Origin of the sequence: Mediterraneibacter hominis, assembly GCF_014287475.1 — a bacterium.
Taxonomy (GTDB): Bacteria; Bacillota; Clostridia; order Lachnospirales; family Lachnospiraceae; genus Mediterraneibacter; species Mediterraneibacter hominis.
In genome coordinates this window covers 192,564-214,134 of record NZ_JACOPF010000004.1, presented here as the reverse complement: position 1 = coordinate 214,134, position 21,571 = coordinate 192,564, and the positions used below count along the sequence as shown (strand labels likewise).

At 45.2% G+C, this 21,571-nt stretch carries 18 protein-coding genes; 17 read left to right on the top strand and 1 reads right to left on the bottom strand.

Features of this window, described 5'->3' with window-relative positions:
* Window positions 1-121: 121 nt before the first annotated feature.
* The 14 genes from H8S37_RS15505 to H8S37_RS15440 all read left to right on the top strand — a co-directional run bounded on the left by H8S37_RS15505 (window position 122) and on the right by H8S37_RS15440 (window position 16,241).
* Window positions 122-2,239, top strand: a complete 2,118-nt coding sequence (locus tag H8S37_RS15505) for an ADP-ribosylglycohydrolase family protein (RefSeq protein WP_186876976.1) — start codon at window positions 122-124, stop codon at window positions 2,237-2,239.
* Between the two features lie 94 nt (window positions 2,240-2,333).
* Window positions 2,334-4,451 carry an ADP-ribosylglycohydrolase family protein gene (locus tag H8S37_RS15500; RefSeq protein WP_186876975.1) on the top strand — a complete coding sequence of 706 codons (2,118 nt, stop codon included), beginning with the start codon at window positions 2,334-2,336 and terminating at the stop codon, window positions 4,449-4,451.
* Window positions 4,451-5,344 (top strand): carbohydrate kinase family protein, encoded by an 894-nt coding sequence (locus H8S37_RS15495; protein WP_186876974.1) that lies wholly within the window; start codon window positions 4,451-4,453, stop codon window positions 5,342-5,344. The genes H8S37_RS15500 and H8S37_RS15495 overlap by 1 nt, the downstream gene beginning before the upstream one ends.
* A gap of 3 nt (window positions 5,345-5,347) precedes the next feature.
* Window positions 5,348-6,289: a nucleoside phosphorylase gene (locus H8S37_RS15490; protein ID WP_186876973.1), complete on the top strand. Its 942-nt coding sequence runs from the start codon at window positions 5,348-5,350 to the stop codon at window positions 6,287-6,289.
* Window positions 6,273-7,412: an SIS domain-containing protein gene (locus H8S37_RS15485; protein ID WP_186876972.1), complete on the top strand. Its 1,140-nt coding sequence runs from the start codon at window positions 6,273-6,275 to the stop codon at window positions 7,410-7,412. The genes H8S37_RS15490 and H8S37_RS15485 overlap by 17 nt, the downstream gene beginning before the upstream one ends.
* Window positions 7,413-7,432: 20 nt before the next feature.
* Window positions 7,433-7,837: a secondary thiamine-phosphate synthase enzyme YjbQ gene (locus H8S37_RS15480; protein ID WP_186876971.1), complete on the top strand. Its 405-nt coding sequence runs from the start codon at window positions 7,433-7,435 to the stop codon at window positions 7,835-7,837.
* A gap of 14 nt (window positions 7,838-7,851) precedes the next feature.
* A complete protein-coding gene (locus tag H8S37_RS15475) occupies window positions 7,852-8,799 on the top strand; it encodes a nucleoside hydrolase (protein WP_186876970.1) in 948 nt (315 codons plus the stop codon).
* A gap of 15 nt (window positions 8,800-8,814) precedes the next feature.
* Window positions 8,815-9,930, top strand: a complete 1,116-nt coding sequence (locus H8S37_RS15470; RefSeq protein ID WP_186876969.1) for a nucleoside 2-deoxyribosyltransferase — start codon at window positions 8,815-8,817, stop codon at window positions 9,928-9,930.
* Between the two features lie 73 nt (window positions 9,931-10,003).
* Window positions 10,004-10,705 carry a purine-nucleoside phosphorylase gene (deoD, locus tag H8S37_RS15465; RefSeq protein WP_186876968.1) on the top strand — a complete coding sequence of 234 codons (702 nt, stop codon included), beginning with the start codon at window positions 10,004-10,006 and terminating at the stop codon, window positions 10,703-10,705.
* 62 nt (window positions 10,706-10,767) lie between these two features.
* Window positions 10,768-11,643: a ribokinase gene (locus H8S37_RS15460; RefSeq protein ID WP_186876967.1), complete on the top strand. Its 876-nt coding sequence runs from the start codon at window positions 10,768-10,770 to the stop codon at window positions 11,641-11,643.
* Between the two features lie 170 nt (window positions 11,644-11,813).
* Window positions 11,814-12,614, top strand: a complete 801-nt coding sequence (locus H8S37_RS15455; protein ID WP_186877042.1) for an FAD binding domain-containing protein — start codon at window positions 11,814-11,816, stop codon at window positions 12,612-12,614.
* 3 nt (window positions 12,615-12,617) lie between these two features.
* Window positions 12,618-13,118 (top strand): (2Fe-2S)-binding protein, encoded by a 501-nt coding sequence (locus H8S37_RS15450; protein WP_186876966.1) that lies wholly within the window; start codon window positions 12,618-12,620, stop codon window positions 13,116-13,118.
* Window positions 13,115-15,400, top strand: coding sequence for a xanthine dehydrogenase family protein molybdopterin-binding subunit (locus tag H8S37_RS15445; protein WP_186876965.1), 2,286 nt, complete (start codon window positions 13,115-13,117; stop codon window positions 15,398-15,400). Before H8S37_RS15450 ends, H8S37_RS15445 begins: the two co-directional genes overlap by 4 nt.
* 16 nt (window positions 15,401-15,416) lie before the next feature.
* Window positions 15,417-16,241: a carbon-nitrogen hydrolase family protein gene (locus H8S37_RS15440; protein WP_186876964.1), complete on the top strand. Its 825-nt coding sequence runs from the start codon at window positions 15,417-15,419 to the stop codon at window positions 16,239-16,241.
* A 96-nt stretch (window positions 16,242-16,337) separates the two neighbouring features.
* On the opposite strand, the gene H8S37_RS15435 is transcribed toward H8S37_RS15440, so the two are convergent.
* A complete protein-coding gene (locus H8S37_RS15435; RefSeq protein WP_186876963.1) occupies window positions 16,338-16,820 on the bottom strand; it encodes a GNAT family N-acetyltransferase in 483 nt (160 codons plus the stop codon).
* 231 nt (window positions 16,821-17,051) lie between these two features.
* On the opposite strand from H8S37_RS15435, the gene H8S37_RS15430 reads away from it, so the two are divergent.
* The 3 genes from H8S37_RS15430 (at window position 17,052) to pflA (ending at window position 21,464) form a co-directional block, all read left to right on the top strand.
* A complete protein-coding gene (locus tag H8S37_RS15430; protein WP_186876962.1) occupies window positions 17,052-18,233 on the top strand; it encodes a DUF6070 family protein in 1,182 nt (393 codons plus the stop codon).
* Between the two features lie 223 nt (window positions 18,234-18,456).
* Entirely contained in the window at window positions 18,457-20,709 is a 2,253-nt protein-coding gene (gene pflB, locus H8S37_RS15425) for a formate C-acetyltransferase (RefSeq protein ID WP_186876961.1), read from the top strand.
* Window positions 20,710-20,711: 2 nt separating this feature from the next.
* Window positions 20,712-21,464 carry a pyruvate formate-lyase-activating protein gene (pflA, locus tag H8S37_RS15420; RefSeq protein ID WP_186876960.1) on the top strand — a complete coding sequence of 251 codons (753 nt, stop codon included), beginning with the start codon at window positions 20,712-20,714 and terminating at the stop codon, window positions 21,462-21,464.
* Window positions 21,465-21,571: the final 107 nt, after the last annotated feature.

The window sequence follows — 21,571 nt, the reverse complement described above, 5'->3', positions numbered from 1 at the left end:
GTCATGTGAACATCCAGAGTCCTGCATACCCTAAAGGGCATACCGTAATACATTCCCTTCGGGATGGCGGGCTTCGCCCGACAAGGTATAGAATAAGACTGAAAAATAAAAGGAGGATGACATGAGTATTAAACAGTATCAAAATAGCATTTATGCCGGAGTTCTTGGAAAGATCATTGGTGTTTATCTGGGAAGGCCGGTGGAAGGCTGGACCTTTGAAAAGATTCGGGATACCTTCGGTGAAATTTACTACTATAAGAACCATAAGACAGGAGCCCCTTTGATTGTACCGGACGATGATATTTCTGGTACCTTCGCGTTTTTCCGTGCTCTGGAAGACACAGGATATGATCCGGATATTTCCGCGGAGGAGATTGGAAATGCCTGGCTCAATTATATTGTGGAAAATGAGACGATTCTCTGGTGGGGCGGTCTATGCAGGAGTACAGAGCATACAGCATACATAAGATTGAAAAATGGTATCAAAGCGCCGGAAAGTGGAAGCGAAAAGTTAAATGGAAAAAGTATGTCAGAGCAGATTGGCTCAGAAATTTTTATTGATACATGGGCGCTTGTAAATCCAAATAACCCTGAAAGAACGGCTGACATGGCGAGAAGGGCAGCCAGTGTCAGCCACGACGGGCTTGCTGTCGATGCAGCAGTTTATCTGGCAGTCATGGAGTCTTTAGCCTTTGAGGAAAAAGACGTGGATCGTCTGCTGGACGAGGGGCTGAAATATATAGACAATACATTTTTCAAAGATTTGGTCGCAGAACTACGCAGAAGGTGCAGAGAGGCGAAGGACTGGCAGGAAGTAAGAGCATGGATAGCTAAAGAGCACGGATATGACAAATATCCTGGAAACTGTCCTATGGTGACGAATCACCTGACTCTTCTTATGTCATTCATCATGGGCGGTGATGATTTTGCAAAATCTTGTATGATTGCCTGCTCTGCCGGATGGGATACGGATTGTAACTCTGGAAATGTAGGCTGCTTAAACGGTATCCGTCTGGGACTCGACGGGTTTGAGAAAGGGGCGGACATCCGGAAACCTGTGGCAGATAGGCTGTATGTGGTGACTAGTGACAGCGGGGAGACTATTTCCGATGCGGTCTTAGAGACAAGAAAGATTGTCCGTGCCGCTGCGGCGCTGAAAGGGGAAGAAATCACCATTCCTAAGGAACGGTATGCTTTTGAATACCCAGGCAGTGTACAGGGGGTAGTCCCTTTTGACGGCAATGTGGAGGAGCAGGTACTCTCTGGTATTGAGAATAGTTATGAGACAACCGGCGAATATGGATGCCGGATTTCCTATACAGGTCTAGGAAAGGGCGTGCACGCTTCTTGTTGTGTAGATACTTTTATCGACTTAAAGCCCAAGGGTAAGGAAGGAACCAGCTACTTTGATGTGCTTTGTTCCCCGACTCTCTACAGCGGGCAAGAGGTGAAGGCGGTTGTAAAGGCACAGGAGGAAAAAAATCCTGTTTTCCGATTCTTTATTCAGTATTTTGACGAGAAGGATGAGTTGGACATGTGCTATGGAGAAAAGACGGCGCTGAAACGCGGAGAGAACGAAATTATCTGGGAAGTGCCGGACACAAAGGGACATGCTATTTACCGTCTGGGAATCTGTCTGACTAGTGAAGAACGTTTAGACGGAAGTATTATTTTAAAAACATTGGATTGGAGCAATGCACCAATTTGCTATAAGATGGGACGCTCTATGGAGATGACACCGACTCTGACTCCGTGGACGACTACCACAGCATGGCTGAAGACTTTTGTCTCCTCGGCAGATCATTTTAATCCGGATTATACTGTAACTTTCTCTATCTGCCATGAATATGCAAACGGAGTGGCGGCGACGGGAACTAGCGACTGGGACGACTATGCGGTGTCTTCTGTCATCACTTTCTCACAACAAAGCCTTGCCGGACTCGTAGCCAGAGCAAAGGGACACCGTCAGTATTACGGCGCGGTATTCACAGAAGGAGTTGCCAGAATCTATCGTCAGAAAAATGAGAAACGGGAGACTTTGGCAGAGATACCCTATGACTATCAGATAGATCAGACTTACAGACTGACCTTCAAAGTAAAAGGGGACTGTCTGGAACTCCTTGTAGATGATGTACCGGTTGTTCGCGCGAAGGACAGTACATACCAGTGCGGACAGGCAGGGTATGTGGTGGATTCCGGTGCAATCCTAGGTGACGGATTCTCAGTGACAAGACTCTGAATATATATACCTTATCAGGCGAAGCCTGCCCTCCCGAAGGGAATGTATTACGGTATGCCCTTTAGGGTATGATTTTTTGACAGGAGAGTGTGAAATGAGTATAAAACAGTATGAAAATCAAATCTATGCGGGAGTTCTAGGGAAAATCCTCGGCGTCTATTTGGGTAGACCTGTGGAGGGGTGGAGTTATCAGAAGATACAGGACACTTTCGGAGAAGTCTCCTACTATGTGCATGACAAAGTGGGAGTACCGTTGATCGTGGCGGATGATGATATTTCCGGTACTTTCGCCTTTTTCCGTGCCATTGCGGACAATGGCTTTAAGAAAGATACTACTGCGGAGGAATTTGGAAGGACATGGCTTAACTATATCATAGAGAACAAGACGATCCTCTGGTGGGGAGGTCTGGGTCGTTCTACAGAACATACCGCTTTTTTGAATCTGAAAAATGGGATTGAGGCTCCTATGAGTGGTTCTATCGCAGTCAATGGAAAGACTCTGGCAGAGCAGATCGGCGCGCAGATATTCATAGATGCTATTGCGATGGCATGCCCCAACGACCCCAAGACAGCAGTGAAGCTAGTACGCGCGGCCGCCAGTGTCAGTCATGACGGGCTGGCAGTGGATGCAGCATGCCATTTGGCAGCTCTGGAGGCACTTGCTTTTGAAGAAAAAGATATAGATGTCCTTCTCGATAAAGCGTCTGCTTACATAGAAAACGAAGAGTTAAAGACAATTATTGCGGATGTACGGGACATCTGTTCGAAGGAAAAAGACTGGCGAAAGGTACGCGCTTATCTGGATCCGAAATATGGATATGAAGTATATCCGGGGTGCTGCCATATGGTACCAAACCACGTGATGGTCATTGCATCTATTATCCTGGGCGGAGATGATTTCCAGAAGTCTATTACCATTGCATCTTCTGCGGCATGGGATACAGACTGTAATGCAGGCAATGTGGGCGCGCTTAATGGAATCCGTCTGGGAATCGAGGGAATCAACGCGGGAGCAGATTTTAGAGGTCCGGTTTCCGATTCCATGTATGTAGTGACATCTGATGGCGGTTCTGTTGTAACTGATGCGGTACTGGAGACAAAGAAAATTGCTTTCACAGCGGCGAAGATGGCAGGAGAGGAGTATATACCATCCAAAGAGCGCTACACCTTTGAATATCCGGGAAGCACCCAGGGCTTTTTGAAGTGTGAATATCACACGTTGGATGCGGCAGATGTGCGGATTTTAAATGAGAATGAAATATCAGGAGAGAATGGACTACGTGTGGAATGTGTACATGTGGCAAAGGGAGTGACCGGCAATGTGGCGACTCAGGTCTTTATCGATTTTTCCAAGCTGGCGCAGAATTTTTCTACGGTGGCATCTCCGACACTGTATTCTTCACAGGTTGTACATACCGAGATAAGCCTGGAAGAAAAGAGTAAAGACAGGAAGGACATCCGTGTACGTCCGTATATTCTATATTATGATATCGACAATATGGTACAGGTAAAATACGGGGAAGAATGGCAGATAGGAAAGGAAAAACAGGAGTTCATCTGGCAGGTACCGGATACAAAAGGAATGTCTATTTTTAAACTGGGGTATCAGATTTTAAGTGACGCCCGATTTGACGGCGCGGTCATCCTGCATAAGATAGACTGGAACGGAGCTCCGACAGATTTTGCACAGCGTGGAATGCTTATGAATTCCATTTGGAATACCAACCCATTGTGGTTGGCTGGATTTGCCAGCTCTGCAGTACAGTTTGCAGCGGACTTTAAGAGAACGTACTGCGTATCTAATGTGGAGGATGATGGTGTAGTCACTATCGGAAGCAAAGAGTGGAAAGATTACAGTGTGGAGTCGAAGCTCTATTTCAGCCTTCACAAGGAAGGCGGTATGGTGTTAAGGAGCGTGGGACATAGACGCTTCTATGCCGCGCTTTTAGGTGGCTGGAAGAAAGCACAGATTATACTGGTGAAGGATCGTGAGAAGAAGGTGCTCGGCGAAGTGGATTACTCTTACGTGGAGGACGAAGGCTACCGTCTAAAATTCTCCGCGTATCAGAATATTCTGCGGCTGGACGTGAACGGAGAGACGATACTGGAAGTCAAAGATGACACGTATACAGAAGGCGGGGCAGGCTTTATGATTTCCGGCGGGACTATGACCTGCGACAGCTTTATTGTGGCAGGCAGGGAGGATAGATAATGAAGTATGCAGTAATATCCGCGGTGGCGACAGATGAGATTCATTTCCCAGACGGCAGAGAAAGAATCGTTCCTGGCGGTGCTGGAATCTATGCTATGTGTGGGATTCGGCTCTGGGAGAATGATGTGCAGATTGTGACTGGAGTAGGAGAGGACTACCGCACCATTCACGGGGCATGGTATGAAAAGAACCACATTTCCATGGATAGAATGAAGATAAAAGATGAAAAATCACCTTGGACATTGATTCAGTATTTTGAGGACGGCGAACGAGAGGAAACACCTCGTTACGGACTTGCTCATTTTCAGAAACTGGAAACTACAGGGGAGGAAATGCAGTCTGTGTTCGATGCGTTCGACGGCGTCTACATTTTTAAGAATACAGATGAATTGTTCTGGACAGAGACATTGAAAGCCCATAGAGGTTATAAAGGCAAAGCGATATGGGAGATTGCAGCAGATGCTGCATTTCCAGAAAACCTGGAAAAAGTGGAAAAAATCGCGAAACAGATGGATGCATTCTCTATCAATATAACGGAGGCGAAAAACCTGTTTGGGACAAATTCTCGCGAGAAAGTCATTGAATGTTTGAAAGGTTGGGGACTGGAATTGATTTTTCTGCGGCAGGGTGCGAAGGGAGCAGTTATGATTTCCAGGAATGAGATTGTGGAAGTAGGGTCTATGCCGAATGTAAAGGTAGAAGATCCTACAGGCGGAGGCAATAGTTCCACCGGCGGAGTTCTGTGTGGGTTAGTGAACGGATACAGCCCGAAGACCTGCGGAAAAATGGGAAGTATCTCCGCGGCAATGTGTATCTCCCAGCATGGAGTACCGGAAGAGATAACCGAAGAAATGCGCAGAGAAGCGTGTAGAAAAGCAGGAATTGAGGTGTAAGATATGCTGAGTGATAAAATACGTGCAAAAAAATCTATTCAGAAAATGCACGAAATATATGAATATTATCAGAATGTGCCGGAGAGGGGCCTGGTGATCGATGGGAAACCTGCTATGACACAGATAGACCCAGAGAAAGCGGGAGATTTTGTATTGGTAACAGTGCGGGATCCCTTATGTGCCTACGATAAAGATCCGGCACGCATGATTGCGGACAAGCTGGAAAATGCTGAACTCATCGGGCAGTCTGGGATGTTTACCAGCTATACAGGGATGTATAAAGGAGCAAAGATCAGCGTGGTAAGTGGGGGCAGTGGCTCTCCGGAGGTGGAGCTTCTTCTCTATGATTATATGGAATATACGGATGCGCATACCTTTTTAAGGGTAGGAGGATCCGGCGGAATCGGGGATGAAGTGAAACCTGGAGATATTGTTATCTCTAGTGGTGTGGTGCGCGAAGAGGGAATGACAAAAGCGTATGTTCCAGCAGTGTATCCGGCAGTGAGCAGCTATGAAGTAGTGAGCGCTATGGTGCAGGCAGCGGAACAACTAGAGGCATCTTACCATGTAGGGCTTACTGTGTCGGTGGACAGTGATTTTATCGGAGGAGGGCGTCCTGGCGTGGGTGGATATTTACAGCCGTGGAATATAGAATTTGCAGGTATTTATAACCGGGCGGGCGTCCTAAACGGCGATAGGGAGTCTGCGGCGATTGTGACACTCTCCGCACTTTTTGGAAGGAGAGGCGGCTCTGTCTGCTCGGTGGCAGACAACTTATGCACTGGGGAAAGGTTTCAGGCGGGAAGCGGACATGGCTCTGCCATTGATATTGCACTGGAAGGCTGTGCAGTCTTAAATGCAATGGATAAACAAAAAAAGAATATGGGGAAACGCTATTGGTATCCCGACATGGAAAAGGAGCAAATGTATGGAGAAAAAGAGTAATCCCATGAGTAGACAGGTGATGAGCCTGCCAAGGCTGATAGAGGAACAATATGAAGATTTGGAGCCAAAGACAAGAACGGTTCTTTCCTTTCAAGAAATCTTTAACATCCAGAGGATCGTTCTGACCGGATGCGGAGATTCCTATGCTGCGACGATGGCGACGAAGCATGCCTTTGAGATGCTGACTGGAATTCCTACAGAGGTTGTGACTGCATTGGAGCTTGGAAGATATTACTGTAAGAGACACATGGGGGTAGATTGCAGAAATCCTCTTGTCATCGCAGTCAGCAACTCGGGAACCGGGGCGCGGGTAGCCGAGGCAGTACAGAGAGCCAGGAAGTATGGCTGCTTTGTACTAGGTGTGACAGGAAATGAAGAGTCCCCACTGGGGAAAAACTCCGATAAAATATTGAAGCTGAATATCCCGCCTTTCGAGGGAGCGCCGGGAACGAGGAGTTACATGGTGAGTGTCATGTCACTTCTGCTGCTTGCCATTCGTTTCGGAGAGGTACGGATGAACTATACTATGGACACAGCGATGCAGTACAGGGAAGAAATGAAACGCCAGGGAGAAGAACTAAAAAAACTACTTCCTGAGATGGATGAAGTGTGCTTCAAGGTGGCAGAAAAATGGAAAGATTTTCCGTGTTATGATTTTGTGGGCGGAGGCTTCGACTATGCCACTGCATGGTTCGGACAGGCGAAAATTTTGGAAGCGACCGGAAAGTTTGTTATGCATATTAACACAGAAGAGTGGTTCCACTTAAACTTCTTTGCAAGAGATGCAAAGCATATGGGAACGGTTGTGGTTGCCAATACTACTAACCCGGCTCATAGTCGCTCTAAAGAACTGGTGAAATATGCGAACGTCCTGCATCGTCCTCTGGTGGTTATTACCGATGGGGGAGCTTTAGATTTTGACAGTGAGGAAGCTGTTTACATCAAAGTGCCAAAACCGGAGGCACAGATTCTCATGCCGCTTACACACTTTGCTCCGGTATGCCTCATTGCTGCTTATATTTCAGAACTTATCGGGGAGAAATATGGCAGAGGCTGTGAAGGCGACTGGTCTTTCGCCCAAGGCGGCGCAGGAGTCATCAACAGTGAGATTATCTTGGATTAAGGAAATAAAGGAGTAGAAGGATGCTGAAGAATTTTAAAATAGAGACCAGGTATAATGACGTGTACGACATTACAGAGCAGGTCCTTAAGACTGTGGAGGAGAGCAAAGTAAAGGAAGGAACCTGTATCGTGTACAATACCCATTCGACGGCGGGAATGACGGTATTTTCCCCATGGGATCCGGACGGTTTCCTAGACTTGGATGATGAGATCCGCAGACTGGTGCCAACTAGAGTGGATTTCAAACACCAGCACGACACTCCACAGGATGCGGCAGGACATATCAAATGTGCGATGTTTGGCGTGTCCTTAAGCTTTATCGTAACGGGTGGAAAACTTTTGCTGGGCGGCTCCCAGCACATTTACTTCCTGGAATTTGATGGACCTAGGAACCGGGAATTTTATGTCAAGGTACAAAGTGACTAAAGGAGGCGAAGGAAATGAAGAAAATAATATTAGACTGCGATCCGGGCATGGATGACTCTATGGCGATTGTCATGGCAGTGAAATCTCCGGAGTTGGATGTACTTGGAATTACAGCAGTAAACGGAAACTATCCGGTTGATGTGACACAGAAGAATGCAAGAAAGGTACTGGAGCTTTTAGACAAGACGGAGATACCGGTTGCCAGAGGAATGGCAAATCCTATTATACGCAATTCACCAGGTGATCCTTTTACGCATGGAAAGGACGGGCAGGCGGAAGCAAACCTCCCAGAGCCAAGGATGGCATTGTCTGATTTGGATGCTGTGGATTTCATTATTAAAGAGGTGAAGCAACATCCAGGGGAAGTGACCCTCATTGCAACAGGACCTATGAGCAATATTGCTATGGCAATGCGTAAAGCTCCGGAAATCAAAGAGATGATACCGGAAATCATCGCGATTTCCGGTATGTTTGGACTCAATGACTATGCATTTATGAATGCGACAGGAGATACCCCCCAGAGTGAATGGAACGTGTATGTGGATCCGGAAGCGGCGAAGGTAGTATATGAATCTGGCGTGAAGCTGACGGCCCTGGGACTGGATGTAGCGACGTATTTTGATGTAGATTTTACAGAGGAAGAGATTCAGAAATTAGAAAAGAGTGACAAAAAAGAGGCGGCGTTTCTGGCAAATGCCATCCACTTTGTAAGAGGCAGAGGGTTCGGTGCGTACTGCACAGTTATTGACTGTATGGCAGTTGCCTATGCCATAGATCCGACCCTTGTGGAGACGATAAAGGCTCATGTGGGTGTGGAGACGAAAGATGGTTTGACACTTGGTATGACAGTGATTGACAGAAGACATCACTTTGTATGGGAGCAGCTTCCGCTTGTAAATGTAGGGAAGAAAGCAGACTGTGGCAGATTTTTAAAATTGTTGCTTGACTTAGTACTAAAATAAAGACAGAGGTGGATAATGTATAGATATCAGCATAAAATGATGGAGAAAGAAGCAATTTATATTGCCGGTCCGGAGTGCTTTTACACCTATGGTTATGATGCGTTGGGAGCGATGAAGGCAAGAGCAGAGGCAGTTGGCTGTTCGGTGACTTTGCCGAACAGTGACCCGTTGGATATGGAAAACCCGGACCTTCAGAAACGGGCAGACAGTATCTTTGCAAATCTTGAAAAGGTAATGCTGGATACGACGGCGATCATTGCTGATCTGGAGGCATACAGGGGTGCAGAGCCGGACAGCGGCACTGTCTATGAGATTGGGATGGCATATGCCAAGGGAGCAAAGTGTTATGGATACACCAGAGATAAGAGGAGCTTTGCCACAAAGAATGTCAATGCTTTCTTGAATGGAAAAGAAGCGGAGGATGAACTGGGGAACAAGGGCATGTATCTGGCTTTGCCGTTTGCACCGTCCATTATTGGTTCTACGAAGATCATCGAAGGAGATTTTGACGATTGTCTGAAAATGATGGTACGTGATGTGGAGGAAGAGTACAAGCGTAAAGCGGACAGAGGCTACTATGTAGATTATTCCAAGACTCGGACAGTAAAGAAAGAAGATGCGCCACTTATCTACCTGGCAGGTGTGGGACGTTATCGTGATGATGCAGAAGATGTTTTCGCAAAGAGGAAGGAAATCTGCAAAAAATATGGACTGAATGTGGTAACTCCGATGGATCAGGCGCCGGGAGTGGAGAAGATAGAGACGGACAATCCCTATACCTGGGCCTCCAATATCTTTGACAACTACCAGCAGCATGTGAGAAACTGTGACGTCATTATTGCAGATCTAAATGATTATCGTGGATATGAGGTCAATAACGATGTTGGATTCGAGTGCGGCATGGGCTTCCAGCTTGGTAAGAAGCTGTATGGATATATGAAAGATACATCCCCTCTTGTTGAACGGATTCCCAACTTTGGAGCAGAAGGGGAGTTCAGGGAGCAGACAGGCAGCAACGTAGAGAATTTTAACTATCCCTGCAATTTGATGTTTTCCTGTTCTATGAAAATTTTTGAGGGAGAGTTTGAGAAAATCATACAGCAGGTAGCGAAAGATTTAGAAGGAAAATAGAAAGTTTGCTTTCAGACAGTATTGCCCAATAAGCGAGAACAGACGGAACTGTTTTAAAGAAGGAGGAAGGAAGATGGGAACACCACACAACCGCGCCGAGATCGGCGATATTGCGGAGAAGATACTGCTTCCGGGAGACCCGCTGCGCGCGAAATTTATCGCGGAGAATTTTCTTGAGAATGCAGTCTGCTATAATGATGTACGAGGGATGTTCGGATATACGGGGACTTACAAGGGAGAAAAAGTGTCGGTTCAGGGAACAGGGATGGGGATGCCGTCCATGCACATTTATGCAAATGAACTGATGGAAGTATATAAAGTAAAAAAATTTATTCGCGTTGGGACTTGTGGAAGTCTGCGCGAGGATGTATACTTAAAAGACGTTGTCATTGCTATGGGCTCTACCACAGACTCTAATATGAATAAAGACCGCTTCGGAAGTATTTCATTTGCTCCCACAGCGAGTTTTAGTCTGTTAAAGCGGGCATATGAGATCGCCATGGAGAAAAAAGTGCCTGCCATTGTGAGTAACATTTTCACAAGTGATAAGTTTTATGACGACAACGCACAACAGAAGAACAGCCTGCTGGCCTCCTATGGGATTGCGGCGGTGGATATGGAAACATGTGAACTGTATACATTGGCAGCAAAACATCATGTAGAGGCATTGACGATGCTGACAGTCAGTGACCACCTGTTGACTGGGGAGAAATGTACTGCTCAGGAGAGACAGACCTCTTTTAATGATATGATAAAGGTGGCGCTTGAGATATAAGAAAGCTTAACCGGTACAAAAAGCAGGCGTTTAGTTTTGTAAAACAGAAAGGAATGTAGACGGTGAAAGTATTGAATTTTGGCTCTTTGAATTATGATTATGTTTACCAGGTGGAGCATATGGTGCGCGCCGGTGAGACGCTTGCTTCTCTGGGGATGGAGCGTTTCTTTGGAGGAAAAGGATTAAACCAGTCTATTGCCCTGGCAAAGGCCGGGGTACCGGTGTATCATGCCGGGCAGATCGGAGAAGATGGAGAGGCATTTCTGGATTTGTGCCGTAAAAACCATGTGGATACCTCCTATATCCGTATGCTGCCGGGAAAGAGTGGACACACTATTATCCAGGTGGATAAGACAGCGCAAAACTGCATCCTTCTCTACGGCGGGACAAACCGGGAAATGACAGAGGAGTTTATCGATACCGTTCTGACGGATTTTGACAGAGGGGATATTCTTCTTTTGCAAAATGAAATTAACCTGCTGGATGTCATCATTGACCGGGCATATGAGAAGGGAATGACGATTATTTTAAATCCTTCTCCATTTGACAATGCATTGTCTGTTTGTGATATGTCGAAAATTTCCATTTTTCTTATGAATGAGGTGGAAGGAGAGCAGATGACCGGGGAGAGGGAACCAGAAAAGATTCTCTCCTGTATGAAAAAAACATATCCAGAAGCGCAGGTTGTCCTTACTTTGGGGAGCGACGGCTCTGTTTACCAGTACAAAGAGGAACGTTATGCACAGGAGATTATCAAAGTAAAGGCAGTGGATACGACTGCCGCAGGAGATACTTTTACCGGATATTTTGTGGCTGGGCTTTTAGAAGGAAAGTCCATCCCGGATACGCTGCTGCGATGCGCCAAGGCATCGGCAATCGCAGTATCCAGGAAAGGCGCGGCTCCTTCTATCCCCTATAAAGAAGAAGTGGAAATCTGAAAGTGAAATAGAAAGATGAATAGGCGAAATATTTTGACATTTTTTTAGAACTGTGTTAGAATGACTACGCTTACGAGGTGCGAATGACAGAGATTGCATTTGCACCTTTTTTGATGAAATTGGAACGTTGTCAGGATAATGTGGGACCACAGGAGGAAAGGAGAAGTGTTTTGCTTACTATTAGTAATTATGTAAAACCGAAAACTCTGGAGGAGGCATATGAGCTCAACCAGGCCAGAAACAGCCGTATAATGGGGGGAATGATGTGGCTGCGTCTTGGAAATGCGAGAGTAAAGACAATTATAGACTTGTCAGGGCTGGGGCTGGATCAGATTGAGGAGACAGCTCACGTGTTTCGAATCGGGGCAATGTGTACATTGCGCCAGTTAGAAGAATGTGAAGGATTAAAGGAAATGTACGGAGAGGGGATTGCGGAGGCTGTCCGTCACATTGTCGGAGTACAGTTTCGCAATCAGGCGACTGTCGGAGGCAGCATTTATGGCAGGTATGGCTTTTCAGATGTGTTGACAGCGCTGCTTGCTCTGGATACTTTTGTAGAGCTATATGACGGCGGAACAATTCGGCTTTCAGAATTCGTAAACCGAAAAAAGGACAAAGATATTCTGGTTTCTATTATTATCAGAAAGAGCAAGAGAAAATTTCACTATGAATCGGTAAGACAGACAAAGACAGATTTTCCAGTTCTGGCCTGTGCAGTAGTGACTGGTATCGTAAATGGACAGGAATCCTGGTATTTTTCTATTGGGGCGCGTCCGATGAAGGCAGCGCTGCTTGAAAAACAATGGAAAGTACCAAAGGATGCAGACGATGAACAGCTGGAACAGCTTGCCAGACAGGCGGCGGAAGAATTTGATTATGGTTCTAATATGAGGGGAAGTGCCGCCTACCGCAGGCACTTGGCAGAAGTACTAATCCGGCGCGCAATGCGTGCGGTTTTATCGGAGGATTAACAGATGGAAGTACAGTTTAGATTGAATGGAAAGCAGGTAACGGTGGAAGCGGGCGGTGATACAATTCTCCTGGATGTTTTAAGAAATCTGGGCTGCCGCAGTGTAAAATGTGGGTGTGAGACGACAAATTGCGGATTGTGTACGGTCTGGATAGACGGAAAATCTCGGCTTTCTTGTTCGGTTCTTGCAGCGTCAGTAGAAGGATGTGAGATTACAACACTGGAAGGCGTGGAAAAAGAGGCCGCCGCATTCGGCGCTTTTCTTGCAGATGAAGGGGCAGAGCAGTGTGGGTTTTGTTCGCCAGGCTTTATTATGAATGTACTGGCTATGTTTCGGGAATTGAAAAATCCATCTGTCGACGAAATCAAAGAATACCTTTCCGGCAATCTGTGCAGATGTACCGGATATATGGGGCAGCTCCGCGCAATACAGAAATATATGCAAAGCTCTCAGGCAGCAAAAACGCTGGAGGACAAGGAAAGCAGCATGGAGGTGAGCGCATGAGAACAGTAAACCAGCCGGTAAGAAAGGTAGATTATAAGGCGTTGGTGACGGGAAAGGCGGTATATACGAATGATCTGGCACCGTCGGACTGCCTGGTTGTAAAAGTTATCAGAAGTCCTCATGCACATGCCTTGATCAAAGAGATAAATGTAAACCAGGCATTGGCAGTACAGGGAATTGAATGTATTTTAACTTATAAGGACTGTCCAGACAAACGATTTACGATGGCAGGGCAGACATATCCGGAGCCAAGCCCTTATGATCGGTTGATTCTGGATGAGAGAGTCCGCTTTGTAGGGGATGCAGTGGCTATCGTGGCAGGGACAAGCGAAGAAGCGGTTGTCAAGGCTATGAAGCTGGTAAAGGTAAAATACGAAGTGCTTGAGCCTGTTTTGGATTTCCGGAAGGCAAAGGATAACCCGATACTAGTACATCCTGAAGAAAACTGGAGGAGTCTGTGTCCGGTGGGGGCAGATAACACCCGTAATCTGTGCGCCCATGAGGTGAGTGCAGAAGGAAATATCGAAGCAGTGTTAAAATCCTGCGATTATGTAGTAGATCGGGTGTATCATACAAAGGCAAATCAACAAGCAATGATGGAGACATTCCGCACGTATACATATATGGATGCCTATGGAAGACTCAATATCGTCTCTTCTACGCAGGTTCCGTTTCATATCCGGAGGATACTCGCAAATGCTTTGGATATACCGAAGTCCAAAGTACGTGTGATAAAACCACGAATCGGCGGAGGATTCGGTGCGAAGCAGACATCTGTATCAGAGGTATATCCAGCGCTTGTGACATGGAAGACGGGAAAACCTGCGAAGATTGTCTATACAAGAGAAGAATCGCTGACAGCGTCCTCTCCGCGGCATGAGATGGAAATGCATGTCCGTCTGGGCGCAGACAAAGACGGGACGATCAGGGGAATTGATTTATATACGCTGTCGAATACAGGTGCGTTTGGAGAACATGGACCGACGACAGTAGGCTTGTCTGGACACAAATCTATACCGTTGTATGGAAAAGCAGAGGCATTTCGTTTCGTTTATGATGTTGTCTACACGCATGTTATGTCTGCGGGGGCATACAGGGGATATGGTGCTACACAGGGAATCTTTGCTGTGGAATCTGCGGTGAATGAGCTGGCGGAGATGCTTGGCATGGATCCTACTGTATTGCGTGAGAAGAATATGGTGCGGGAAGGACAGAAAATGCCAGCGTACTATGGAGAGACAGCGAATAGCTGTGCGCTGGACAGGTGCATGGCACGTGCGAAAGAGATGATTGGATGGAAGGAGAAATATCCGTGCAGAGATATGGGCAATGGAAAAGTGCGGGGCGTAGGCGTCGCCATGGCGATGCAGGGTTCAGGAATCTCTGGGGTAGACACAGCATCTGTGGCAATCAAAGTAAATGATGATGGGTTTTACAGCTTGATGATTGGTGCGACAGATATGGGAACCGGATGTGACACGATTCTGGCGCAGATGGCAGCAGAGTGCCTGGAATGTGACATGCAGGAAATTATAGTACACGGAGTAGACACAGATTCTTCCCCCTATGATTGTGGTTCTTATGCCTCAAGTACAACCTATGTAACGGGAATGGCGGTTGTAAAGACATGTGAAATGCTGCGTCAGAAGATATGTGCGCGTGGAGCACAGTACCTGGGCTGTTCCGTAGAAGAGGCAGAGTTTGACGGACAAAAGGTGACAAATTTAGGAACAGGAGAATCAATTACACGCGCAGAAATCGGAAACCGTGTCATGTGCAGCAATGAGGAGGCGCTGTCGGCAAGTGAAGCATTTTCTTCTCCTATTTCACCGCCTCCGTTTATGGTTGGTATGGCAGAGGTAGAGATCGACAAAGAAACCGGCGTTGTAGAACCGATTGATTATGTGGCGGTTGTGGATTGTGGAACGGTCGTAAATCCAAACTTGGCACGCGTTCAGGTAGAAGGCGGAATTTCCCAGGGAATCGGCATGGCATTGTATGAGGATGTTGTGTACAGTGAAAAAGGAAAGAACTACAGTAATTCCTTTATGCAATACAAAATTCCAAGCCGTCTGGATGTCGGAACCATTCGGGTAGAGTTTGAAAGTAGTTATGAGCCGACAGGCCCGTTCGGGGCAAAATCCATTGGAGAAATTGTGATCAACACTCCCTCGCCGGCGATTTCAAATGCGATTCAGAATGCAGTCGGAGTAATAGAACGAGAACTGCCGATTACAGCAGAAAAAGTGTATTGGAAAATGCAGGAAAAGCGACATATGTAGGAAAGGGAGAGCCACTATGAAAATCGCACAATTTCAGATGCATGTGTATGAAGAAAAGAAAAAGAATCTCAGGCAGCTGGAAGATTACATGAAGCGGATAGAACAAGAGCAGGTGGATATGATTGCTTTGGGAGAAATGTTTAACTGTCCCTATGTGACACAGAAATTTCCAGACTATGCGGAGAAAGAAGGGACAGAAAGCTGGGAAATCTGCAGCGCTCTGGCAAAGCAATATCATGTATATCTGTCTGCGGGCTCTATGCCGGAGAAGGATGAAGCTGGCAGAATCTATAATACTGCATATATATTTGACCGGAAAGGAAAGCAGATAGCGAAACACAGGAAAGCCCACCTTTTTGATATAGACATAGAAGGCGGCCAGTATTTTAAAGAATCAGATACACTGACAGCAGGAGATTCCTGTACCGTTTTTGAAACAGAGTTTGGAAAGATGGGACTGTGCATTTGTTACGATCTCCGTTTCCCGGAATTAAGCAGGATGATGGTAGAACAAGGCGCAAGAGTTATTTTTGTGCCGGCAGCGTTTAATATGACGACAGGGCCGGCACACTGGGAGCTTCTGTTTCGCAGCAGAGCTTTGGATAATCAGTGTTTTGTTGTGGGAACATCAGATGCCAGAGATGAAAGTGCAGAATATGTTTCGTGGGGACACAGCCTTTTAGTTTCTCCATGGGGGAATATTATCGGTGAAATGGATGAAAAAGAAGGGTATATGATACATGAGATTGATTTAAAATATGCAGATAAGGTGCGCAGAGAGCTGCCCCTTTTAAATGCAAGGCGCAAGGATATATACAGGGAAGAATTACACCGACGCTAATATATTGTGAAAGAAAAGAGAAACGTGCCAGATTGTCTCCCCGGAAGGGAGCAGATCAGATCGCGGCGCGCTTCTCTTTTTTCTTTTACGAGAAATTTAGGCTTTTTGATAAGCAAGCCGTTGGGAGCCATTGTCTGTATAGATAATTCCACAGTAGACAAAGTCGTTTTTTTTCAGAAGGTGCTGCATGATAAGGTTATCTCTATGTGTATCTATTTTTAGATTTCCACACTGCTTAAACGCCCAGTCCAGACAAAAGGAAGCGGCGCCCTTACGTGTACCATCGGAGGTGATACGGTGTACGACTCCATAAGGAGAAGAATTCAGCCATTCGCCTTCATAGATATGCTGATAAGTAACATCAGGCCCCATCTTGTAAGAAAAGACAGCGACTATTTTTCCGTCTGATTCGCATACAAAACTGCTGCGGGACTGAATATCTGCCCGGATCAGTTCCGGCTCCGGATAGGAAGTACCCCATTGAGAGGGATTCCCGTTTTCTGCCATGAACAGTCTGGCTTTTTGATAGAGCTTCTGGATGGAAGCTAAATCCTTCATAGTAGATTTTCTGATTTTCATAATCGACATAACACCTCACAATTCTACAAAAAATACATAGCATACGACAAAATATGCAGGCGGATTTCTAAAATTAAGAGCTAAAAATAGAAGAGCTGCCAGCGTCGGTGAAGAAGCAGCAACACTATATTATTGTAAAACATCTGAGAGAGAAATAGCAAGAAAAAAGGAAGTTGACATTTAAAACCTATGAGTGTAAGGTTTATAAAAACAAAGTCAGGAGGATAAAATATGAAGCTCAAAAGACGAAGTATCGTGTTTCTGTCAATTATACTGTTATGTTTTTTTACAGGGTGTGCGCCTGCAAAGAAAGGCGATATGGAAGGTGCAGAAGTGGAGAAAGACAGTAATGTACTGAAAGAATCAGAACGCCTGGCAGAAAAATACAGAGATGTATATGAAGAAGCAGAACAAATGGAGACATTGGGAACAGAAGAAACACAGAAAAACATTCTTTCTGTTTTGGGAGCAGAAGGATACTGTGCCGTAGATTCTGAAAATCAGATAAATATGACAAATGAAAAAAGTGCAGAGCAATTTTGTGAGAAGGCATCAAAAGGAGAAAAGGCAGAGATCCCACTTCTTATTGTGGCAGATAATGGAGGGTTTGTGCGCTATGACCTAAGCTGTGAAGAAGGGAAAATGGAAGTAGACAGAAGTAATCTGACTTGGAATGAAGAAGGAAATCCCTGTGCAGAACAAGTGGATTCTTATACGGCAAAGGAGTGGAAATATACAGAGAAAGGGTATTTGTTCCTGGAATTGGAACGTCCCGCCGGTTTTGACGGGCCAAGCGGCCATACTGCAATACGGATAAAGCCATTGGATGAAAATTTAAGACAGTGGACGAAAAAGTGCTTGCTTCCAGTAGGATACGCAGGAAATAATCTGTTTATTACAGATTGGAGCAGTGAAAACCGGGGGCAGCTTTGTCTATATGATTTGTTTGAACCATTTTATAAAATGAAAAACGGAGAAGAAAAAATATTTGACGCAAAAGTGGGGACTAAAGAATATGCCATTCCAGAAGGAGAATTTGAATCTGTTATCCAGACGTTTCTTCCTGTAGATACAGAAATTCTTCGTATGGAAGAAGGGTACGATATAGAAAATGGATGTTATAGATACCGTCAGAGGGGGCAGTACGACATTGGAGGCAATCCAGATACTCCATATCCAGAAGTAGTGGAATGTAAAGAAAACGATGATGGTACAGTGACACTGACAGTAGATGCAGTGTGGAAAAAGAAAAATACAGACAGGGCATTTACGCATAAAGTGCAGATATGTCCCCGGGCGGACGGCACCTTTCTATATTTGTCTAACCAGATTGAGCCGTCCGGTGAAAATCAGATTCCAGATTATGTTCCAAGGCTGTCAGATGAAGAATGGGAACAGTATTACCAAAAATGAGATGCAATAAAGCGTATCCTGTAATTTAGTCTATTTAGGCTGGCAGGTTTTGCCCGACGAGATATAAATTAGGAAGAAATATAAATGCCCTTGTATAAAATTAGATACAAGGGCATTTTTGAGAAGGATTATCAAAATACATGTTGTCTTTTTTTTAACATAATGTTATACTAGGCGACGTAAACGAAAGAAATGAAAGATTATATAAGGAGGTTTTAGCAGAATGGCACAGTTTGAACAGTGGACTGGATTTCGTGGAAAACTCTGGAAAGAAGAAGTCAATGTACGAGATTTTATCCAGAATAATTATACACAGTATGAAGGGGATGAATCATTCCTGGAAGATCCTACAGAAGCGACAGATAAGCTCTGGGGAGAATTGCAGAAACTGCAAAAGGAAGAAAGAGCAAAGGGCGGCGTTCTGGATATGGAGACAGAAGTTGTTTCCGGTCTTACAGCATACGGACCTGGTTATATCAATGAAGAGATGAAAGACCTGGAACAGGTTGTAGGACTTCAGACAGACAAACCTTTGAAAAGGGCTTTTATGCCGTACGGAGGCATCAAAATGGCAGAGCAGGCATGCACCACATACGGATATACACCGAGCAAAGAACTGCATGACATTTTTACAAAATATCATAAGACGCATAACCAGGGTGTATTTGATATTTATACACCAGAAATGAAAAAAGCGCGTCATAATAAAATTATTACAGGACTGCCAGACACTTATGGAAGAGGCCGTATTGTAGGCGACTACCGTCGTGTGGCTCTGTATGGAATTGATTATCTGATTCAGCAGAAAGAAGCAGATTTTGTAGAGTCAGAAAGACATGGAATGAAGGGGACGGATTTCAGGCTTCGTGAAGAAATTTCTGATCAGATTCGTGCTCTGAAAGGCATGAAAGAGATGGCTGCGGTATATGGATTTGATATTTCACAGCCTGCCAAAAACGCAAAGGAAGCAGTACAATGGCTGTATTTTGGATACCTTGCTGCAATCAAGACCCAGAACGGCGCTGCAATGAGCGTTGGGCGTATTTCTACGTTCCTTGATATTTATATCCAGAGAGATATGGAAAAAGGAATATTAACAGAAACACAAGCACAAGAATTGATCGACCATATTGTAATGAAATTCAGAATGGTAAAATTTGCACGAATTCCGTCTTACAATGAGCTGTTCTCTGGAGATCCGGTATGGGCAACACTGGAGATGGCAGGAATCGGAATGGATGGACGCCATATGGTAACAAAGAATGACTATCGTTTCCTGCATACACTGGAAAATATGGGGCCGTCTCCCGAGCCGAACCTGACAGTTCTGTATTCTTCCCATCTGCCGGAGAACTTTAAGAAATATGCGGCGTATATTTCTGTAAAAACAAGTTCTATCCAGTATGAAAACGATGATGTTATGCGTCCGGTTTGGGGAGATGACTATTCTATATGCTGCTGTGTATCTGCGACACAGACCGGAAAAGAGATTCAGTTTTTCGGAGCGCGTGCAAATCTTGCAAAATGCCTGCTTTATGCGATTAACGGCGGGATAGATGTAAAGACAAGAGAACAGGTAGGGCCGGCATACAGACCAATTACTTCTGAATATCTGGATTACGATGAAGTAATGGAGCGTTATGATGCAATGATGGAATGGTTGTCAAAGCTGTATGTAGATACTTTAAACATGATTCATTATATGCATGATAAATATTACTATGAAGCTGCGGAGATGGCGTTGATCGATACAGACGTAAGGCGTACATTTGCAACAGGTATTGCGGGATTCTCGCATGTAGTTGATTCCTTAAGTGCAATCAAGTATGCGAAAGTAAAAGTAATCCGCGATGAGGATGGAATTGCAGTGGATTATGAGACCGAAGGCGATTTCCCAAGATACGGAAATGACGACGACCGCGCAGACGAGATCGCAGTATGGCTTTTGAGAACATTTATGAGTAAATTGAAAAAATGCCACACATACAGAAATTCTGAACCTACAACATCCATTTTGACCATTACCTCCAATGTCGTTTATGGAAAAGCCACAGGATCACTTCCAGATGGAAGAAAAGCAGGAGAACCTCTTGCACCAGGGGCAAATCCATCTTACGGAGCAGAGAAAAACGGACTTTTGGCTTCCTTAAACTCTGTTGCAAAGCTGCCGTATGAGCAGGCACTTGATGGAATCTCTAATACACAGACAATAAGCCCTGGAGCGCTGGGACACGATGATGATGAACGCAAGAATAATCTGTTCCATGTGCTGGATGGATACTTTGATCAGGGAGCGCATCACTTAAATGTCAATGTATTTGGTACAGAGAAACTGATTGATGCAATGGAACACCCAGAGAAAGAAGAATATGCAAACTTTACAATCCGTGTATCAGGATATGCTGTGAAGTTTATTGATTTGACACGTGAACAGCAGTTGGATGTTATTTCCAGAACATGCCACGATAGAATGTAATTATGGAACAGGGATATGTACATTCGCTGGAAAGTTTTGGATCGGTAGATGGACCTGGAGTACGTTTTGTCGTCTTCTTCGCAGGTTGTGCCATGCGGTGCCAGTTCTGTCATAATGCAGATACATGGAACATGAAAAATGGGGAGCTCTATACAGTGGACACAATTTTAAAAACTGCCTTGAAATACCGCACATACTGGGGAAAAGAAGGCGGAATTACAGTCAGCGGGGGAGAACCTCTCCTGCAGATTGACTTCCTGACAGAGTTATTTCAGAGGGCAAAGGCAGAAGGGGTGCACACTACCCTGGATACAAGTGGAAATCCATTTACAAGAGAAGAACCGTTTTTTGGAAGGTTTAAAAAGCTGATGGATGTAACCGATCTGGTATTGTTGGATCTAAAGCATATTGACGATGTGCAGCATAGAGTGCTTACAGGCTGTACAAACAAAAATATCCTGGATATGGCAGAATATCTTTCTGAGATTGAGAAACCAGTATGGATACGCCATGTACTTGTACCGGAGCGCAGTGATGATGACGTATATCTGGAAAAACTGTCTGCATTTATCGAAAGACTAGACAATGTAAAGAGAGTAGAAGTACTTCCGTACCATACATTGGGAGCTTTCAAGTGGAAAGAGCTTGGGATGGAATACCCTTTGAAAGGGATTGAACCTCCGACAAAAGAACGAATTGAAAATGCAAACAGGATACTAAAAACTGAAAAATATAAATTTAATCGACGAAAATGAACCGCGCAAGAGAGTGTGTATTGCAACGTTCGTCAGGGCTTCGCCGAAATTCCTCACTTTTGCAACACACGCCCTCTTGCGCTTACACTTTTGCCAGCTTAAGTTTA

Excerpts from the sequence above, each read along its gene's own strand:
- H8S37_RS15505 (WP_186876976.1), top strand. The coding sequence starts at position 122 with ATGAGTATTAAACAGTATCAAAATAGCATTTATGCCGGAGTTCTTGGA.
- H8S37_RS15500 (WP_186876975.1), top strand. The coding sequence starts at position 2,334 with ATGAGTATAAAACAGTATGAAAATCAAATCTATGCGGGAGTTCTAGGG.
- H8S37_RS15495 (WP_186876974.1), top strand. The coding sequence starts at position 4,451 with ATGAAGTATGCAGTAATATCCGCGGTGGCGACAGATGAGATTCATTTC.
- H8S37_RS15490 (WP_186876973.1), top strand. The coding sequence starts at position 5,348 with ATGCTGAGTGATAAAATACGTGCAAAAAAATCTATTCAGAAAATGCAC.
- H8S37_RS15485 (WP_186876972.1), top strand. The coding sequence starts at position 6,273 with ATGGAGAAAAAGAGTAATCCCATGAGTAGACAGGTGATGAGCCTGCCA.
- H8S37_RS15480 (WP_186876971.1), top strand. The coding sequence starts at position 7,433 with ATGCTGAAGAATTTTAAAATAGAGACCAGGTATAATGACGTGTACGAC.
- H8S37_RS15475 (WP_186876970.1), top strand. The coding sequence starts at position 7,852 with ATGAAGAAAATAATATTAGACTGCGATCCGGGCATGGATGACTCTATG.
- H8S37_RS15470 (WP_186876969.1), top strand. The coding sequence starts at position 8,815 with ATGTATAGATATCAGCATAAAATGATGGAGAAAGAAGCAATTTATATT.
- deoD (WP_186876968.1), top strand. The coding sequence starts at position 10,004 with ATGGGAACACCACACAACCGCGCCGAGATCGGCGATATTGCGGAGAAG.
- H8S37_RS15450 (WP_186876966.1), top strand. The coding sequence starts at position 12,618 with ATGGAAGTACAGTTTAGATTGAATGGAAAGCAGGTAACGGTGGAAGCG.
- H8S37_RS15445 (WP_186876965.1), top strand. The coding sequence starts at position 13,115 with ATGAGAACAGTAAACCAGCCGGTAAGAAAGGTAGATTATAAGGCGTTG.
- H8S37_RS15440 (WP_186876964.1), top strand. The coding sequence starts at position 15,417 with ATGAAAATCGCACAATTTCAGATGCATGTGTATGAAGAAAAGAAAAAG.
- H8S37_RS15435 (WP_186876963.1), bottom strand. The coding sequence starts at position 16,820 with ATGAAAATCAGAAAATCTACTATGAAGGATTTAGCTTCCATCCAGAAG.
- H8S37_RS15430 (WP_186876962.1), top strand. The coding sequence starts at position 17,052 with ATGAAGCTCAAAAGACGAAGTATCGTGTTTCTGTCAATTATACTGTTA.
- pflB (WP_186876961.1), top strand. The coding sequence starts at position 18,457 with ATGGCACAGTTTGAACAGTGGACTGGATTTCGTGGAAAACTCTGGAAA.
- pflA (WP_186876960.1), top strand. The coding sequence starts at position 20,712 with ATGGAACAGGGATATGTACATTCGCTGGAAAGTTTTGGATCGGTAGAT.